This is a genomic window from Avibacterium sp. 20-126 (genome assembly GCF_044358625.1).
Lineage (GTDB): Bacteria > Pseudomonadota > Gammaproteobacteria > Enterobacterales > Pasteurellaceae > Avibacterium.
The window spans coordinates 992,560-1,011,400 of record NZ_CP091457.1 but is presented as its reverse complement, the minus strand read 5'-3'; the positions used below and the strand labels follow the sequence as shown (position 1 = coordinate 1,011,400).

Sequence of the window (18,841 nt, the reverse complement as noted above, 5' to 3'; positions counted from 1 at the left end):
TCACTCGTTTATCTCACTGGATAGTTAAACTGTAAAAAAGTGCGGTCATTTTTAACCGCACTTTGGTTGGATTATTGTAAGGCTTTTTCGATTTTTTCAAATAAATCCTTAGAGAGGTTTTCCACTTCGCTCAAGCGTTCTAAGGCACGTTTCATCAAGGTTTGACGCTGTGCATCATAACGTTTAAAGCGAATCAATGGCTCAATTAATCTTGAGGCAACTTGTGGATTGGTGTCGTTTAAACGAATTAAAATATCCGTTAAGAAACGATAACCTGCCCCATCTGCGGCGTGGAAAGCACGTGGATTTTGTCCTGCAAAACTGCCCACTAAAGCACGCACACGATTTGGATTATTAAAGTTAAAACTTGGATGATCCATTAGTTGCACCACAATTTGTAGCACATCAGTATCAGGTCGTGTTGCTTGCAAGGCAAACCATTTATCCATCACTAAGCCATCGTGCTGCCATTTTTGTTCAAAATCAGCCAATAACTCATCACGGCAAGGTAGCTGTGCTTTCGTTGCTACTGATAACGCTGCCAAACAATCTGTCATATTATTTGCATTCACATAGTGCTTATACACCAAATTATTGCCTAAATGGGTATATGCCAAATAATTTAGGCAGAGATTACGCAAAGCACGCAAGGCAATGTCTTGCTGAACCACACGATAATCTTCCAAATGAATATGCTGATAAATGCGGAATAACTCTGACTTCAAATATTCTGCTAAGGTACGTAGCATAAACTCACGCACCACGGCAATGCCTTCAGGATCAATGGTTTTAAACAGCTCGGCAAATTCGGTTTCTTTTGGTAAGGTAAGAATTAACGTGGTTAATTCTGGATCTTTCTGATGATTTTCTAATACTTGACCTAGTGCGGTAAGAATTTCTTCTGAAAATTCAAGTGGTTGCCCTTGCTGATATTGTGATAAGTTACGACGTAACTCGTTACTAAACAACATTTGCGCCGCATCCCAACGAATAAAATCATTTTTCGCAAACTTCAATAAGGTAATCAACTGTTTGGTGCTGTAATCATAATCTAAACGCACTGGCGCAGAAAAATCACATAATAAGGCAGGCACAGGGCGTGAATAAATATTATGAAACTCAAAGGTTTGCGTCTGTTCTGTGACATCTAACACATCACTCACGACTTCACCATAATATTGCAAAGATTGTGCAATTCCTTGCTCATCATAAAGGGCGATTTTCAATGGAATATGTAAATTCACTTTATCCATTTGATCGGCGGTTGCTGGCGTGTGTTGTGATACTTGCAAACGATAGGTATGAGAACGTTCATCATAGCTATCACTAATGGTGAGCTCTGGCGTACCGGATTGGCTATACCAACGGCGGAACTGGCTAAGATCAACGTCATTGGCTTTTTCCATTGCTTGCACAAAATCTTCACAGGTGGCGGCTTTGCCATCGTTTTGTGAAATATACTCTCGCATTCCCGCTTGGAAACCTTGTTCACCTAGCAAGGTATGCAACATACGAATCACTTCTGCCCCTTTTTCATACACGGTTACGGTGTAGAAATTATTCATTTCAATCACTTTTTCAGGGCGAATTGGGTGCGACATTGGGCTAGCGTCTTCCGCAAATTGCACGGTACGCAAGAATTTCACATTATTAATGCGATTTACCGCACGTGATCCCGTATCAGAAGAAAATTCTTGATCTCGGAACACGGTTAAACCTTCTTTCAAACTTAACTGAAACCAATCACGACAAGTAACACGATTGCCCGTCCAGTTATGGAAATATTCGTGAGCAATCACGCTTTCAATGGCTAAATAATCTTCATCGGTCGCGGTTTGTGGATTGGCCAATACAAATTTATCATTGAAAATATTCAAGCCTTTGTTTTCCATTGCCCCCATATTGAAGAAATCTACCGCAACGATCATATAAATATCTAAATCATATTCTAGCCCGAAGCGTTCTTCGTCCCATTTCATTGATTTTTTCAGGCTGTGCATTGCCCAATCGGCACGATCTAAATTGCCGCGATCCACATAAAGCTCAAGTTTCACCTCACGGCCACTTTGGGTGATAAAACTGTCTTGTAAAACATCAAAATCCCCTGCCACTAAGGCAAACAAATAGCTCGGTTTTGGGAAAGGATCTTGCCATTCCACCCAGTGAAAACCATTGTCCAATTCACCGCTGGCAATGCGATTGCCGTTAGATAATAAATAAGGATATTTAGCTTTTTCTGCGGTAATTTTGGTGGTGTAACGGGCTAGCACATCGGGGCGATCAAGCATATAGGTAATTTGACGGAATCCTTCTGCTTCACATTGTGTACAAAGGGCATCACCTGATTGATATAAGCCTTGTAATGAGGTGTTCTCGGCGGGTTTCAGATAGGTTACAATTTCTAATTCAAATTGCTCAACGTTAAGATGCGTCAGATCTAAGCTTAACCCTTCACTATCTTGTTGATATTTCTTAAAATCTTCACCATTTAAACGAATTTCTGCAAATTGAAAACTATGCCCGTCTAAACGTAATTGTGTTGCCGCCGAATTTAGTCGCTGATATTGGCTTTTCGCTGTTACCACAGTTTTTTCTGGATCTAATTGAAAATCCAAGAAAATATCCGTTACGGTAAAATCTGGCGAGCGATAATCTTTTCTGTATTTAGCTTTTGTCTGCATATATGACACCTAGTATGCTTGTTTTTAAGAAGGTTATCCAATATGAAATCTTTATTAAGATTAGGGTAGAAAAATTGTTGCTAGGATAAGATTTTTAGCCCAAAGTTGCAAGGAAAACAAGCCACGCTATGTTCACTTAATCAGGTTATCTTGCTAATTTTTGGTCAATCAAGCAAACAAAGCAATCGTTTGCCTATAAAGCGTAAGCTATGCTATCCTAGTTCAGTTAATTTTTTATGAATAGGAAAAACTATGCCAAACCAAATCGCTGAAATTGCAATTGTAATGGGATCAAAAAGTGATTGGGCGACAATGCAAGAAGCCGCTCAAATTCTCACAGAGCTTAACGTGCCTCATCATATTGAAATTGTTTCAGCTCACCGTACCCCAGATAAATTATTCCAATTTGCTGAAAATGCTGAAAAGAATGGTTACAAAGTGATTATTGCGGGGGCTGGCGGTGCGGCTCATTTGCCCGGAATGATCGCCGCCAAAACCCTTGTTCCCGTGTTGGGCGTTCCAGTAAAAAGTGCAACCTTAAATGGCGTGGATAGTCTTTACTCTATCGTACAAATGCCAAAAGGCATTCCTGTTGGGACATTAGCCATTGGTGCGGCGGGGGCAGCGAATGCTGGGTTATTAGCAGCACAAATCTTAGCCCGTTTTAACCCTGAACTTGCCACACGCTTACAGCAATTCCGTCAAAATCAAACACAAACCGTGTTAGATAACCCCGATCCACGCGATTAAGATGTAAAAAAAGTGCGGTCAAAATTTTGCGCGTTTTTAATCAAAAACAAACTGAAATACCACCGCACTTTATTACTGTCACGCCGTCTATTTTCTTTGCTCTCTTCAGCTGACTTAGCTCATTGATTAATGTATCATTAACCACTTTAAATTTATTCTTTTTGAATTGGAAAACATTGATGACAGCCTTTAACCAAGAACTCATTCAACAAATTCTTGCAGATAACGTGACACATTCACTTCACACTCTAAAAGATTTCCTACGTTGGACATACAGTACCTTTAATCGCTCTGATTTATATTATGGACACGGTTATGACAACGCCTGGGACGAAGCACAGCAACTCGTATTAACCACATTACAGCTTCCGCCTGATTTACCTACGGAGCTTTATGACAGCCGTTTAACACAAAGCGAAAAAGCAAATTTGTTAGAACTGATTTTGGCACGCATTGAGCAACGTATTCCGGTTGCCTATTTAACCAACCGCGCGTGGTTTTGTGGATTAGAATTTTATGTGGATGAACGCGTGATCGTGCCTCGCTCCCCTATTAGCGCTTTAATTGAAGAACGCTTTGCAGGGTTGCTCACCAAAGCCCCACAACGAATTTTGGATATGTGTACAGGCAGTGGTTGTATTGCAATTGCCTGCGCAAACCAATTCCCAGAGGCAGAAGTTGATGCGATTGATCTTTCCACTGATGCTTTAGATGTGGCGGAAATCAATATTATGCACCACAATCTCAGTGATCGCGTCTTCCCAATTCAATCCGATCTGTTTACTCATCTTCCTCAAGATAAATACGATCTTATCGTGACCAACCCACCTTATGTGGATAAAGAAGATCTTGATGAAATACCTGAAGAATATCATCACGAACCAGAAATGGCGCTAGGCTCTGGCGTTGATGGATTAGAGATTACGAAACAAATTTTAAAATCTGCCGCTGATTATCTGGCAGATGACGGGGTATTAGTGTGTGAGGTGGGAAATAGTATGATCCATTTAATTGAGCAATTCCCTCACGCACCATTCCAGTGGTTAGCGCTAAAAAATGGCGGATTAGGCGTTTTTGCATTAACAAAAAAACAACTGGTTGAATTAAATCGCGCTTAATTATTTCCTAAAAAAATAAGTGCGGTGGAAAAATAGCCATTTCCCACCGCACTTGTATTTTCTTGCTTCGCTAGTTAGCCTTGATCTGACAATGCTGCAAGCTGATCGGCTTGATATTCGGTAATAATTGGTTGAATCAATTCATCAATTTTTCCATTCATCACTTCATCTAAACGATAAATCGTCAGGTTAATACGGTGATCCGTAACACGACCTTGCGGGTAGTTATAGGTACGGATTTTATCGGAACGATCTCCTGAACCTAATAAATTACGCCTTGTATCCGCTTGTTCTGCAGCTAATTTTTCTTGTTCCACTTGAACAATACGAGAAGCAAGCACCGACATTGCTTTGGCTTTGTTTTTATGCTGTGAACGCTCGTCTTGGCATTCCACCACGATACCTGTTGGAATATGGGTGATTCGCACGGCAGAATCCGTCGTATTGACGTGCTGTCCTCCAGCCCCTGATGAACGATAAGTATCAATACGTAAATCCGCTGGGTTAATTTCTGGCAATTCACTTTCTGGCAATTCTGGCATTACTGCCACTGTACAAGCAGAGGTATGAATTCGACCTTGTGATTCGGTTTTCGGTACACGTTGTACACGATGCCCACCAGATTCAAATTTAAGCTGACCATACACGTTTTCGCCACTGATTTTTACGATCACTTCTTTATAACCGCCCTGTTCGCTTTCATTTGCACTGAGCATTTCCACACGCCAACGTTTACTTTCTGCATAGCGGCTATACATACGGAATAAATCACCCGCAAAGATCCCTGCTTCATCGCCCCCTGTTCCTGCGCGAATTTCTAAATAGCAGTTGTATTCATCGTTCGGATCTTTTGGTAGTAATAAAATTTGCAATTGCGCTTCTACTTGCTCGATTTCAGCTTGGCATTCTTCAATTTCTTCTTGTGCCATTTCACGCATACTTGGATCATCAAGCAATAATTCTGCGTCTTCTATATTGCTGTTTAACTGTTTCCAACGTGCAAAGCATTTCACCACATCTTCGAGTTGTGCATATTCTTTAGAATAAGCACGAAATTTTTCTTGATCACTAATTACTGAGGCATCGCCAAGCAAGGCTTCTAACTCTTCGTGGCGTTCATTTAAACTATCTAATTTACTGATAATAGAGGGTTTCATTTGTTAACCTATAAAATCCACTGACAAAAAACGGCGACTATTCTAGCACGATTTCGGTTAAAATTTATAGTAATAAACAAAGATCGGCGTATTTATATCTAAAGAAAAATTCGCCCATTTTGCACCGCACTTAATAATTTGAACATTTAAGTATTGGCTTTGTTTAAATATAAAAAATCTGTACCTCAAGTTCTTGAGCTTAACTCAGCGTTTGAGATACAGATTAGTAAAGTCGTCTTTTTAGGGTGAGATTATTTGCCAATCACATCCAATCCGCCCATATATGGACGTAACACCTCTGGCACTGTGATACTGCCATCAGCATTTTGGTAGTTTTCTAGCACAGCAACAAGAGTACGACCAACAGCTAAGCCTGAACCATTTAGGGTGTGAACAAGACGTGGCTTTTTCTCCCCTTTCACACGATAACGTGCTTGCATACGGCGTGCTTGGAAATCCCACATATTTGAGCAAGAAGAAATTTCGCGGTAGGTGTTTTGGGCTGGTACCCAAACTTCTAAATCATAGGTTTTTGCTGAGCCAAAGCCCATATCGCCAGTACATAATAAGACTTTACGATAAGGTAGATTTAACAACTGCAACACTTTTTCAGCGTGGCTGGTGAGTTCTTCTAAGGCTTCCATTGATTTTTCAGGCTCAACAATTTGCACCATTTCTACTTTGTCAAATTGATGCATACGGATCAAACCGCGTGTATCACGCCCGTAAGATCCCGCTTCAGAGCGGAAGCAAGGGGTATGAGCGGTCATTTTAATGGGTAATTGGGCTTGTTCTAAAATCTCATCACGCACTAGATTGGTTACTGGCACTTCGGCGGTTGGAATTAAGGCGTAAGGTTGCTCCCCTTCTAGTGGGTTGGTGTGGAATAAATCTTCACCAAATTTTGGCAACTGCCCAGTACCATAAAGGGTGGCGTGATTCACTAAATAAGGCACATAGGTTTCGCTATAACCGTGTTGTTCCGTGTGTAAATCTAGCATAAATTGCGCTAACGCACGGTGCATTTTGGCGATTTGTCCTTTCATCACCACAAAGCGCGCTCCGCTCAATTTTACTCCCGCTGCAAAATCTAGCCCTTGTAAATGTTCACCTAAGGTAACGTGATCTTTCACTTCAAAATCAAAGGTTCTTGGCTCACCCCAGCGAGCAATTTCAACATTATCGTTTTCATCCTGACCAAGTGGTACTTCATCGGCTGGAATATTGGGAATGCTGAGGGCAATTTCTTGTAGATCCGCTTGCACGTCATCAAGTTGGCTTTTTGCCATACTTAATTCAATGCCCATATTGTCCACTTCCGCCAACAATGGCTCAATGTCTTCACCACGAGCTTTGGCTGCTCCAATGGCTTTTGAACGGGCATTACGCTCCGCTTGTAAGGTTTCGGTTTTAACCTGTAAGGCTTTGCGTTGCTCTTCTAATTCTGTAATACGTGCAACATCTAACTCAAAACCACGTCTTAGTTTTAATTTTTCAGCCACTTCGGCAAGATTATTGCGTAATAAATTTGCATCGATCATTTTGTTACCTTTAGAAAATAAATATGCTCAAAAAACGGTTCTATTTTAGATCGGATAAGAAAAATAAACTAGGCTACTTACTCGATTTATAACGGATATTTGTACTTTGTTGATCTAATTGACGTAATCGTGCCAATTTTTCTCCAATTTGGATTTCCATTCCTCTTGCCACTGGGAAATAATACTGGGTATCTTTTAACGGTTCAGGGAAATAGTTTTCACCTGCCGCATAAGCATTTTCTTCATTATGCGCATAGCGATATTCTGCCCCATAGCCTAGCGTTTTCATCAAATGGTTGGGCGCGTTGCGTAGATGTTCTGGCACATCATAATCAGGGCTTTCTAAGGCGTGCTTTTTGGCTGCCTTGAAGGCTTGATACACGGCATTACTTTTCGGCGCTACGGCTAAATAGACAATCGCTTGAGCAATGGCTCTTTCACCTTCCGCCGCGCCAACACGTGTGAAACAATCCCACGCAGCAATTGCCACTTGCATTGCACGAGGATCAGCATTGCCGATATCTTCAGAGGCAATGGCAAGTAAACGTCTTGCAACATATAGCGGATCGCCACCTGCGGTTAAAATCCGTGCGAACCAATACAACGCCGCATCAGGTGCGGAACCTCGCACAGATTTATGCAATGCCGAAATCAGATCATAGAAACGATCGCCTTGTTTATCAAAACGGGCTTGGCGTTCGCCCAACACTTCCGTTAATAAAGTGCGGTGTAAAAATTTACCTTTTTTTTCTTCTTCCGCCATATCCACCATTAATTCAAGGCTATTGAGTGCAAGGCGAGCATCACCATTGACATAATCTGCCAACATTGACAACAAATTTTCTTCTAAGGTTAAATGCAAATTGCCCAGCCCTTTTTCTTTATCCTCAATGGCACGCTGTAAAACCGCTACAATTTCTTGTGAGGTTAATGATTTCAACACATACACGCGCGCCCTTGAAAGCAAGGCATTATTGAGTTCAAAAGAGGGATTTTCTGTGGTTGCACCAATAAAAATTACCGTACCATCTTCAATGTAAGGCAGAAAAGCATCTTGCTGGCTTTTATTGAAACGATGTACTTCGTCCACAAATAAAATCGTGCGTTGCCCAGCGAGGCGATTTTGCTTCGCCCGTTCAATCGCCTCGCGAATTTCCTTCACTCCACCCGTTACCGCAGAAATACGCTCCACTTCCGCATTAATTCGCTGTGCGATAATTTCTGCTAAGGTGGTTTTGCCTGTGCCGGGAGGCCCCCATAAAATCATTGAGTGAATATGCCCTGCTTCAATGGCCTTACGTAATGGCTTACCCGCACCAACTAAGTGGCTTTGTCCGTAATACTCGTCTAAGTGAGTGGGACGCATTCTCGCAGCAAGAGGACGAAAATCATTTTCAGCAAAATCAAAAGCAAGATTCGACATTGGTATATTCTCAGCTAAATAATATTGGTTTTTCAATGAGTTAAAAAAGAATAAGGCTAAATCGAAATTTAGCCTTGAATAAAGTGCGGTTATTTTTTCTTACGTTGATCGTCTAATTCTGCCCCTTTCGGCACAGTAAATTTAAATAAATTATCCGCTAACGGTTGATTGGTGATATTACGCAATAAATATAAATTGGTTTGCCCATCATGCTCTGTCGTACTGAAATTTTTCAGCACGCCATCAGTGTCAATGCGAATAGTGAATTGCTTAATATTGCTTTTCGCTGATTTCGGTTTAAGGGTAAAGGTATCCGCAGATTGTGCCACCGTATATTTTTTCCATTGTGCCTGATCATTGCTAGTAAGCAACACAAATGGCGTATTATTCACTGCGTCAGACACCCAATTTGCAGTAACCTGTTGCACAAAAGGATCATAGAACCACAGGGTTTTGCCGTCTGATACAATCTGGCTTTCTTGCGGAGATTGATTATCCATTCTAAATAAATTTGGGCGTTTAATACGAAGTTTGCCTTGCCCTTGTTGAATTTCTTTGCCTTTCGCATCACTCACTTTCTGTACATAATCGGCACTTAACACATCCACTTTGTTAAGACGCATTTGTAATTCACTCACCGCATCTGCCCAAGCCAATTGGCTTAATCCTAAACACATAAGTGCGGTCATTTTTGCTGCCATTTTTTTCATAAATGTTCCTTACATTCTAAAATAATGGGAAATCATTGTGTTAATCAGACAATCAAATGTCCCATTTGTTGCATTTTTTACGTCATTTTCTGAAAGATTAAACTAATAATCTGAGCGACGAGCTAAAATTTCACGTTTTCCATTTTGCAATGGTGATACGATGCCCTGTTCTTCAAGCTGATCCATAATGCGTGCGGCACGGTTAAAGCCGACACGGAAACGACGTTGAATTGATGATGCAGAGGTTGTGCCTGTTTCGATCACAAAATTCATCACTTCATCAAAAAGATCATCAAGCTCGCCCTCATCACCACTGCGAGTGACTTCCCCTTCTTCCTCATCAGCACTGTCTAAAATGCCATCAATATAATCAGGTTTGCCCCTTGCTCGCCAATCATCAGCCACTCGAGCCACTTCATCATCACTCATAAAGGCACCGTGTACACGAACTAAATCCGACGACCCTTGCCCTGAATAAAGCATATCTCCTCGACCTAACAGCGTTTCAGCTCCGCCTTGATCAAGAATGGTACGAGAGTCAATTTTACTTGCCACGGTAAAGGCAATACGACTTGGAATATTGGCTTTAATTAAGCCCGTAATGACATCCACTGAAGGACGTTGCGTAGCCAAAATTAAATGAATTCCAATAGCACGGGCTTTTTGTGCAAGGCGAGCAATAAGCTCCTCAATTTGTTTTCCTGCTACCATCATAAGATCGGCAAACTCATCCACAATCACCACAATATAGCTGAGTTTTTCTAAGGCTGGCGGCATTGTATCCATCGTATCACCCGGACGCCAAATTGGATTTGGAATAGGCATTCCCATTGCGTTATATTCGTCAATTTTTTCGTTATAGCCCTCAATATTACGCACTCGCAAAGCGGATAATAATTGATAGCGACGTTCCATTTCATCTACGCACCAACGCAATGCATTCGCTGCTTTTTTCATATCGGTAACGACTTCGGTAAGCAAGTGAGGAATGTCATTATAAATAGAAAGCTCCACTACTTTGGGGTCAATCATAATAAATTTTACTTCTTCAGGTTTCACTCTAAAGAGTAAACTTAAAATCATCGTATTCACCCCAACGGATTTCCCTGACCCCGTTGAACCGGCAACCAATAAATGAGGCATTTTTGCTAAATCGACAATCACTGGATTGCCACTGATGTCTTTTCCTAATGCCATTGAAAGCAAGGATTTTGATTCACGGAAAGCCGGGCTATCTAGCACATCACGCAGTGGCACCATTTGGCGGTGTAAATTCGGGGTTTCAATGCCGATATAAGGTTTACCTGGGATCACTTCAGCAACACGAATTGAGCGGAACATTAACGCACGAGCTAAATCCGTATCAATATTGGTCACTTTTGAGGCCTTTACTCCGGGCTGCAATTCCAATTCATAGCGCGTTACCACGGGGCCTACCAACACATCTTTTACACTTGCTTTCACATTAAAATTGCGCAATTGTTGTTCAATTCGTTGTGAGGTTTCCAAAATTTCCTCACGGGTGATATTTTGCTCTTCCACTTCACGCTTATCTAATAAATCTAAACTTGGCAGTGGTGTGGTCGGTTTTTCCGCTTTTTTCACTTGTTGTTGAAAAGCAGGGTGAATTAATGAATCCCCATAAGGTTTGTAAGTGGGCTGGCTGATCTCTGATTTACTCTCCGTCGGCTGAGTATGCGTTGTTGGTAATTTTTCGGTAAGAATATGCGTTAGGGCTTCTTCTGCATTGATTTCCTTTGCGCGCTGTTCCATCTCCGCTAAACGTTGTTGTTCTTGTTCTGCAAATTGACGTGCCAATTCATCCATTTCATTCTCTTGCTCTGCCCAATTTTCTGTTTCTGAATGGTTTTCTGAAGAATAATCAGGAATGGATACCTTTAATTCAGGTTCTTGCGTTATTGCAGAAAATTCAGTGGAAAAATCCACCGCACTTGGTAAATCAGCCACATTTGGTAAATCTGTCTGCACCGCTGAATTCTTCTGTGCTACAACAGGTTGAACAGGCTCAACCATTATCTGTTCTGTGCTTACGCCAATTTGTGTAGCTGGGCTTGTTACTGTGCTTGCTTGAGGAAGACGCACATTCGGCAATGGCTCTTCTTGCCCTACATCATAATTGGAAAGGGATTCCATTTGGCGCGGATCAAAAAACTCTTGGTTATTGGAAACGGCTTGGCTTTGATTATGTGCAAGTGGCACTTCTGGCTGAACAAATTCTTGTAAGCCACTAATTTGAATAAAGGTTTGGTTATCTTTATTTTGCTCTTCGCTTGCTTCGCTTTGCTCTGCATTTTCATTTTGTAATGACGAAATTGGCGCTGGCTTTTGGATAATAATTTCTTCTAAAGGCTCAGATTCGCTGTTTGCTTGCGGCTCAGTTGGCATTGCCATCGCAGGGGTTTTATCTTCATTCATTGTAAGCCAATAGTAAAATCTGATGAAAAGCTGTATCAGCGCCTTACCAGAACACAAAATAAACCCAGCGATTGCAGACAATAAGGCACATAAAATCACGCCCGCTTTACCCAAAAGAGGATAAAGCGAAACCACTAAGCTTCCGCCTAATACCCCACCAGCCAGATAAGCGCTGGTATTAGAGAGCAATAACGTCGCTAATGCAGTTAAGCCACTAAAGAGTAAAACGCCCCCGAAAGTGCGAAGAATGGCTTTAATCCAAGTGATCTGAGTGAATTTTTTCGTTTTGAATAAATAAATAGGCACAAAGCATAAAATAAAAGGAATTAAATTGCCGATATGTCCAAACAAGGTGAAAAATAAGCCGATGAGCCAAGCACCCAACGCCCCTGCTTTATTGAGGGTTTCAGGCTGCGAGGAAGACACCGCCCACGTGTTATCAAAAGGGCTGTAACTTGACCAAGCAATAATCAAATACAAACCAAATAAAGAAATGACACCTAAACACAATTCTGCAATATATTGTTTTGGTGTGAGTTTTGCTGTAATTCGTTTAATCATCTTATTTTAATTGTAAAAAATTGGTCTGTTTCACTTCTTCCATTACCACATAGGTACGGGTATCATTCACGCCGGGCAAACGCAATAAGGTTGTGCCAAGCAATTTGCGGTATGCTGCCATATCCGCTACACGCGTTTTGAGTAAATAGTCAAAATCACCCGATACCAAATGGCATTCTTGAATTTCATCAAGCTGTTGCACCGCTTCATTAAACTCTTCAAACACATCGGGTTTTCCGCGTACGAGGGTAATTTCTACAATCACCAACAAGGGCGAGTCCAATAATTCAGGGTTAAGCAACGCACGGTACCCCATAATCACGCCTTGTTTTTCTAAACGTTTTACACGCTCTAAACAAGGGGTTGGTGATAATCCGACTTTCTTAGAAAGGTCAATATTAGAAATTTTGCCATTACGTTGTAATTCGTTAAGAATTTTTATATCAATGGCATCAAGGGCTTTAGGTAATTTTTTTTCCATAAAATTTTCCACCGTAAACGACGGTAAAATACCGCTTAAAATAGAAATAACGACTAATTTTACACTATTCTATAAAATTTTATAGGGAAACTTCAGACTTTAAAAACGAAAAATCGTTCAAAATCACACCGCACTTTCACATAATGCCCTTATAAAAATAAGGTGAATTGGGTATTCGGCTTTGTTTTAATTGGATCAATAATTCAATCACTGATTGATGACAACTCATACTTACCATGGAAAATCCATTCATTGCGCGTTGGAGTACGCAAGGCAATACCCTTTGTTTAGGGCATTGGGAAATTTTTTATCAAGACAAGCCTCTTAAAATCCCAGAACAAAAACGCGAACACGATATGGGAACAAGGGGAATTTATAATTTCATCGATCCCACAGACGAACTTTACTTAGAGGGGCTTGATGAAGATGATTGGATTATTGCTAATATTGAATGGCTAAGTGATGTATTTATTGCTGCCAATATTCCATTAGAAGAAAATTATATGCGTTGGTTTTACCAAGCCGTAAATAAAGACGATTGGCGCTGCGGAAGCTGTGGAGGCTGTATTTAGCCCCCATTCTTGGATCAAAGCTGTTGATACACTTTCATTGCGTAAGCATCTGACATTCCTGCAATGTAATCACAGATAATCCGTTTTTTCTGATTCGGCTCTGCATTTTTCCAACGTGTCGCCATGTTACGCGGTAACAGGCGTTCAGGATCGCTCTCAAAAATTTGAAACATTTCTGTCAGCATTCGTTGTCCTTTATATTCAATGCGTTGCGTATTAACATCACGAATGACATATTGCCACACAAAATCGGTAAACACGTTTAGCACGCTAATCACATCTTCTGGCAATTCAGCATTATAGCGGAGCAAAGGATCATCAAATTCAGGATTAATTTTCCACCGCACATTGGTAATAAAATAATTTACCAATGCACCAATGGCATTTTTACGTTCATAATGATGTGCTGAAAACAATTTTTTGCTCAGGCTTTCAATATTCTGCTTGATCCATTGAGAAGGGCTATTTTTAAGCTGCTGCAACGCCTCTTGCCATTGATGTAAATGAATCACCCCAACCACAATGGCATCTTCCAAATCGTGGACGCCATAAGCAATATCGTCCGCCAATTCCATAATGCTACAATCTAAAGATTTATAGCAGGTTTTTAGTGTTTGCTGCGGCATTGTTCTTGGTTTGCTAAATTGCTGAAAAAGCTGGCGATCTTTTTCACTTAATGGTGCTAATAGCCAGTGAAACATTTCAACATCATCGCGAAATATCCCTTTTCCCGGCTTCCAATCCGCAATTTTGGCATACAAGGGATTTTCACTCCCTTGCGGCAAAATTTCGCCATACTGTGGTGAAGAACAATCTAAAATGGCGGGATACTTCACCACACCAAGTAAGGTTCGGCGGGTTAAATTCATTCCTGCATTTGCAGTATAAGGCTCTAACTTGGTTAATAAGCGGAAAGTTTGTGCATTGCCTTCAAAACCCCCGTGATCTCGCATCATATAATTTAATGCCACTTCACCACCGTGTCCAAAAGGCGGATGCCCTATATCGTGAGCAAAGCATAGGCTTTCAATCAGATCATTAGAAGGTAATAAAGGCTTTAACTGTTTTTGTAAAAGGCTTTTGTCTATCTTTAATTGCTCGGACAAATGAGCGAATGCTTCGGTAAATTTAAGCTGTGCGACCAAGCTGCTACCAATTTGCGCCACTTCTAAAGAATGGGTTAAACGTGTGCGGTAAAAATCATTTTCACCTACTGCGTGAATTTGCGTTTTGGCTTGTAAGCAGCGAAAGGCTGCACTGTGCAAAATACGTCCACGATCACGGCGAAATGGCGGGCGGTGATCTTTCTCTCGCGGACTATCAGGGATATAACGTTCGTGCCAAAGGCTATTCACTGAATTTTTCATTCTACACCACCCAGAAATAAATTAATTTGAATACAAAAGGGGCAAAAATGGAACTTAAGATACCACAAAGCACCAAGGCGATTGAGCTATAGTTTCCCGCTTTAGGATCAACTTCCATACAACTCACCGTACCTAAAACGTGCGAAACTGCCCCCACTGAAAGCCCAATGGATTCGGCGTATTTTATTTTTATGGCTTTCAGAATTAAATAGCCAAACATTGATCCTTGCAACCCTGCAATCAATACCGCTGCTGCCGCAACGGAGGGAATACCACCAATGTTTTGAGCAATTTCCATCGCAATTGGTGTGGTAACGGATTTTGGTAAAATCGTTGCAACCAGTTCAGGTTCTGCCCCAAGCAACAAGGCGAGCGCAGCTCCTACCACCATTGAGAATAAAGAAGAAAGTGCGGTGATAAATAAAATCGTTTTCCAATATTCTTTAATTTGGCGAAACTGTTCGTATAGCGGCAATGCGAGGGCAACCACACTCACCCCCAATAAATGATTTAACGGTGCATTCCCTGCCATATAATCAGGATAAGGCACATTAAACATCACCACAATGGCAATCAACATTGCTACGGTAAGGATAAAGCTATTAAAAATGATTGATTTCAACCGCTTACTAATCTGCAAGGCAACCATAAACACCACGAGGGTAAGCAAAGTATAAGCGTAAATCATTTGCTCTCCTTAGCCCGTTTTTTCAAGACTTTTTTGCGTAATCCAGCAAAAGACTGTTGGGAAAAAAGATAATCCGCCAAAATGCCACTGAGCACCAATGTTAAAATTGTCGCCACCACATTAGGGATTAACAGCACTTTGGCTTGATTGAGCAAAAGGTCAGAATATTGAATAATCCCCACGCTTACTGGCACAAATAGCACCGCCATATAACGCATTAATAGGCTTGCACCTGCAAAAATCCAATGCACTTTAATCACTTGTAACATTAAGCTGGTGAATAATAAAAGCAATCCCCAAATGCTACCGGGTATGCCAATAGGAATAAAACGAGCGATTTGCTCACCGAGAAAAAGCATTAAAAAAAGAATGGCAAAAGAACGTAATAACTGAAAAATCTTCTGTGTCATACCGCTATAAAGTTGTTAATTTACTAAAACCGCAACAATTCTACTCTTATTTTATTCGTTTTGTTATGGCTTTTCGTTACAATAAGGAAAATTTCAAACTTTTTTAGAATCAATGTGATCAGAATGTTACGAAAGCGTTTCTTGTTCTTTATTACAACAATATTTTGGCTTCCTCAAACAGCAGAAGCAGTGCGTATCATTCCTTGCCGCGTTGTGGCAATTTCTGATGGTGATACCTTTAGCTGTTTGCTTGAAAATAACAAACAAATCAAAGTTCGTTTAGACAGCATTGATGCGCCAGAAAAGAAACAGCCCTTTGGTAATAAATCGCGCCAAACCTTAGCCAACCTGATTCATAAACAAGCGGTTCAACTGCAAATTGTAGGCTATGATCGCTATCAACGTACGCTTGCCACGGTGTATAACCTACAAGGGCAAAATATCAATCTTGCAATGGTAAAACGAGGAATGGCGTGGGTGTATGAGCGTTATGCGCACGATCAAAGCTATTTTCACGCACAACAACAAGCGCGCGCACAACGTGTCGGTTTATGGCAAGATTCGCAACCGATTTACCCTGAACAATGGCGAAAAATGCAAAGCGAACAGCGTAAACAAAAACGCCAACAAAAAGAAAAAGGATCATTCTATGGCTTTTAACTCCACAGAATTTCGGAAAAACTTCCCTTATTTTCAACAACCTAATGCTGCCGTTTATTTAGACAGTGCCGCCACCAGCTTAAAACCGCAAGCCTTGATTGATGCCACCATTGCGTTCTATCAATCCGCAGGATCGGTACATCGTAGCCAATATGACGAACAACAAACCACAAGCTATGAACAAGCGCGCACAAGAGTAAAAAAGCTGATCAACGCAGAAAGCGAACAAAGTATTATTTGGACATCAGGCACCACGCACGCCATTAATTTAGTGGCGAACGGCCTACTACCACAGCTTACGCCACAAGATGAAATCATCATCACAGAAGCAGAACACCACGCCAATTTTGTCAGCTGGCAGCAGCTAAGCCAAAAAACTGGGGCGAAATTGATCGTTCTGCCATTGCAGACTAACGGCGTTATTGATGATCGTGCATTAAAAAGTGCGGTGCAAAAAAACTGCAAAATTGTTGCCTTGACGATGATGTCCAATGTAACGGGTGTGGTGCAGCCTTTGGCTGATCTAATCCCGATTATTCGCCACCAAAGTAACGCATTCATCTTAGCTGATGCGGCACAAGCCATTAATCATCTTTCCCTTGATTTACAACAACTTGACGTGGATTTTCTCACCTTTTCCGCACACAAAATCTATGGCCCCACAGGGCTTGGCGTTTTGGCTGGAAAATTGACCGCACTTAACCAACTTCAGCCCTTATTATTTGGTGGCAAAATGGTGCAGAAAGTCAGTGCACAGCAAACAGAATTTGCTGAATTACCTTATAAACTTGAAGCTGGAACACCAAATATTGCTGGCGTAATCGGTTTTAATGCTGTGCTAGAATGGCTGGAAAAATGGGATAACAATGCCGCACATCAGTATGTCGCGCAATTAAGCAAAAAAATCACCGCTCGCCTGCAACAATATCCTGCTTGCCAGCTTTTTACTTATGGCGATCACAGCCCAATTATTAGCTTTTTATTTAAGCATATTGATCTTTCTGATCTCGCTACCCTGTTGAGCGAACAAAATATTGCCCTGCGCGCTGGCGAACATTGCGCTCAGCCTTATTTGGCAAGGCTCGGACAACGTGGTACATTACGCCTTTCCCTTGCCCCTTACAATAATGAGCAAGATATTGAACACTTTTTTAAGGCGTTGGATAACGCCTTAGCCTTGTTAGATTAACGCAATGAGAACAGAAATTAAAAACGCCAAAAATTGGGAAGATCGCTACCGTTTCATCATTCAAAGCGGAAAAAATCTCTCTCGCCCTGATGAACAAACGCTCGCTCAAATGCAGCCTATTTCTGGCTGTGAAGCCAAGGTTTGGTTCAAATTTGAAGAAAAAAACGACCGCACTTTTCTATTTAATGCCTTCAGCGAAGCACGCATTATTAACGGCTTGCTTTGGCTGATTTTGCAAGAAATTAACGGCAAAACAGCAGTACAATTACAATCTTTTGATTTAACCGCTTATTTTGATGAACTTGGGATCGCACAACGATTGAGCCACTCTCGCTTAAATGGTTTAAAACAAATTGAACAAATTGTGCGAAATTTAGCAACTTGTACAAATTAAATCTGTCGAAAATAAAAAACTTGCTATAATCGCCACTAGCAATTTATCAGGAAAAAGAATGAAAAAGAAACTTGTCGCATTTTTAATTTCTACCTTATTTTCCAGCGCCCTTTGGGCAGATTGGAAAATGGTGGGCAATGCTGATTATAACTGGGGGCCGTTTCAAATTTACACCTTAAGCCTCTATTCTGAAACTGGCCATTATCAAGAAAATCAACGCCCGTTAATGCTCTCGTTCAATTTTGATAAGCCCGTGGAAGGCAAAAGTTTCGCCATTAGTTTAATCAAAGAAATCAACGCCCTCAAGATAGAAGGGAATACGGATAATTGGCTCGCGGAATTGCAAAAAATCTTTCCTGATTTCTCCCCTAATGATGTATTAAGCTACATTGCCTTGCCAAACAAGGGCTATTTTATTTTAAACGACACCGTGCTAGACAAAGAATTTGGTGATGCATTTAACCGCGCTTTTATCACCAGCGCTTTATCACCAAAAGGCAGTTACGGTAAAATTTTGCCACAGCTATTAGGTAAAGAAAAAAGCGCCCATAGCAAAGCAGAACGCTTGCTGGATACGCCAGATGTCGAAAAAATTGATGAAGATGAATTAAAACCCCAACTTCCTCCACAATTTGAATTTCAACAACAAACACAGGAAGACAGTTAGATAACAAATAAAATCGGGCGGATAATTCCAATCCGC

The 18,841-nt window shown here is 41.0% G+C and carries 17 protein-coding genes; 7 read left to right on the top strand and 10 right to left on the bottom strand.

Going from position 1 to position 18,841, the window contains the following annotated elements; all coding sequences use genetic code 11:
* Positions 1-71: 71 nt before the first annotated feature.
* Entirely contained in the window at positions 72-2,681 is a 2,610-nt protein-coding gene (pepN, locus tag L4F91_RS04670) for an aminopeptidase N (RefSeq protein WP_395897591.1), read from the bottom strand.
* Between the two features lie 252 nt (positions 2,682-2,933).
* On the opposite strand from pepN, the gene purE reads away from it, so the two are divergent.
* A complete protein-coding gene (gene purE, locus L4F91_RS04665; RefSeq protein ID WP_250350395.1) occupies positions 2,934-3,431 on the top strand; it encodes a 5-(carboxyamino)imidazole ribonucleotide mutase in 498 nt (165 codons plus the stop codon).
* A 179-nt stretch (positions 3,432-3,610) separates the two neighbouring features.
* Complete coding sequence (gene prmB, locus L4F91_RS04660; RefSeq protein WP_395897589.1) at positions 3,611-4,549, top strand: 50S ribosomal protein L3 N(5)-glutamine methyltransferase; 939 nt, start codon at positions 3,611-3,613, stop codon at positions 4,547-4,549.
* Between the two features lie 74 nt (positions 4,550-4,623).
* Here prmB and prfA read toward each other — a convergent pair whose 3' ends face one another.
* The 6 genes from prfA to lrp all read right to left on the bottom strand — a co-directional run bounded on the left by prfA (position 4,624) and on the right by lrp (position 12,858).
* Positions 4,624-5,706, bottom strand: a complete 1,083-nt coding sequence (gene prfA / locus L4F91_RS04655) for a peptide chain release factor 1 (RefSeq protein WP_395897587.1) — start codon at positions 5,704-5,706, stop codon at positions 4,624-4,626.
* A 251-nt stretch (positions 5,707-5,957) separates the two neighbouring features.
* Positions 5,958-7,247 (bottom strand): serine--tRNA ligase, encoded by a 1,290-nt coding sequence (serS, locus tag L4F91_RS04650; protein WP_395897585.1) that lies wholly within the window; start codon positions 7,245-7,247, stop codon positions 5,958-5,960.
* 73 nt (positions 7,248-7,320) lie between these two features.
* The gene (locus L4F91_RS04645) at positions 7,321-8,670 is read right to left on the bottom strand and encodes a replication-associated recombination protein A (RefSeq protein WP_395897583.1); all 1,350 of its coding nucleotides are present in this window, start codon (positions 8,668-8,670) and stop codon (positions 7,321-7,323) included.
* An 89-nt stretch (positions 8,671-8,759) separates the two neighbouring features.
* On the bottom strand, positions 8,760-9,380 hold the full coding sequence (lolA, locus tag L4F91_RS04640; protein WP_395897581.1) for an outer membrane lipoprotein chaperone LolA: 621 nt from the start codon (positions 9,378-9,380) through the stop codon (positions 8,760-8,762).
* A 102-nt stretch (positions 9,381-9,482) separates the two neighbouring features.
* Positions 9,483-12,377, bottom strand: a complete 2,895-nt coding sequence (locus L4F91_RS04635) for a DNA translocase FtsK (RefSeq protein WP_395897579.1) — start codon at positions 12,375-12,377, stop codon at positions 9,483-9,485.
* A 1-nt stretch (position 12,378) separates the two neighbouring features.
* Positions 12,379-12,858: a leucine-responsive transcriptional regulator Lrp gene (gene lrp, locus L4F91_RS04630; protein WP_103852795.1), complete on the bottom strand. Its 480-nt coding sequence runs from the start codon at positions 12,856-12,858 to the stop codon at positions 12,379-12,381.
* A gap of 236 nt (positions 12,859-13,094) precedes the next feature.
* On the opposite strand from lrp, the gene L4F91_RS04625 reads away from it, so the two are divergent.
* The gene (locus tag L4F91_RS04625; RefSeq protein WP_395897577.1) at positions 13,095-13,430 is read left to right on the top strand and encodes a hypothetical protein; all 336 of its coding nucleotides are present in this window, start codon (positions 13,095-13,097) and stop codon (positions 13,428-13,430) included.
* A 14-nt stretch (positions 13,431-13,444) separates the two neighbouring features.
* Here L4F91_RS04625 and L4F91_RS04620 read toward each other — a convergent pair whose 3' ends face one another.
* Genes L4F91_RS04620 through L4F91_RS04610 form a run of 3 tightly spaced genes read right to left on the bottom strand, consistent with a single transcriptional unit; the run spans position 13,445 to position 15,895 of the window.
* Positions 13,445-14,797 (bottom strand): anti-phage deoxyguanosine triphosphatase, encoded by a 1,353-nt coding sequence (locus L4F91_RS04620; RefSeq protein WP_395897575.1) that lies wholly within the window; start codon positions 14,795-14,797, stop codon positions 13,445-13,447.
* A 1-nt stretch (position 14,798) separates the two neighbouring features.
* The gene (locus L4F91_RS04615; RefSeq protein WP_395897573.1) at positions 14,799-15,485 is read right to left on the bottom strand and encodes a CidB/LrgB family autolysis modulator; all 687 of its coding nucleotides are present in this window, start codon (positions 15,483-15,485) and stop codon (positions 14,799-14,801) included.
* Positions 15,482-15,895, bottom strand: coding sequence for a CidA/LrgA family protein (locus L4F91_RS04610; RefSeq protein ID WP_395897571.1), 414 nt, complete (start codon positions 15,893-15,895; stop codon positions 15,482-15,484). Before L4F91_RS04610 ends, L4F91_RS04615 begins: the two co-directional genes overlap by 4 nt.
* Positions 15,896-16,018: 123 nt before the next feature.
* Here L4F91_RS04610 and L4F91_RS04605 point away from each other — a divergent pair, with 123 nt between their 5' ends.
* The 4 genes from L4F91_RS04605 to L4F91_RS04590 are packed head-to-tail and all read left to right on the top strand — an operon-like array spanning position 16,019 to position 18,805.
* Positions 16,019-16,555, top strand: a complete 537-nt coding sequence (locus L4F91_RS04605) for a thermonuclease family protein (protein ID WP_395897569.1) — start codon at positions 16,019-16,021, stop codon at positions 16,553-16,555.
* Positions 16,545-17,744: an aminotransferase class V-fold PLP-dependent enzyme gene (locus L4F91_RS04600; RefSeq protein ID WP_395897567.1), complete on the top strand. Its 1,200-nt coding sequence runs from the start codon at positions 16,545-16,547 to the stop codon at positions 17,742-17,744. The genes L4F91_RS04605 and L4F91_RS04600 overlap by 11 nt, the downstream gene beginning before the upstream one ends.
* 4 nt (positions 17,745-17,748) lie before the next feature.
* Entirely contained in the window at positions 17,749-18,138 is a 390-nt protein-coding gene (locus tag L4F91_RS04595) for a SufE family protein (protein ID WP_395897565.1), read from the top strand.
* A 58-nt stretch (positions 18,139-18,196) separates the two neighbouring features.
* Positions 18,197-18,805, top strand: a complete 609-nt coding sequence (locus L4F91_RS04590; RefSeq protein ID WP_395897563.1) for a hypothetical protein — start codon at positions 18,197-18,199, stop codon at positions 18,803-18,805.
* Positions 18,806-18,841 lie beyond the last annotated feature (36 nt).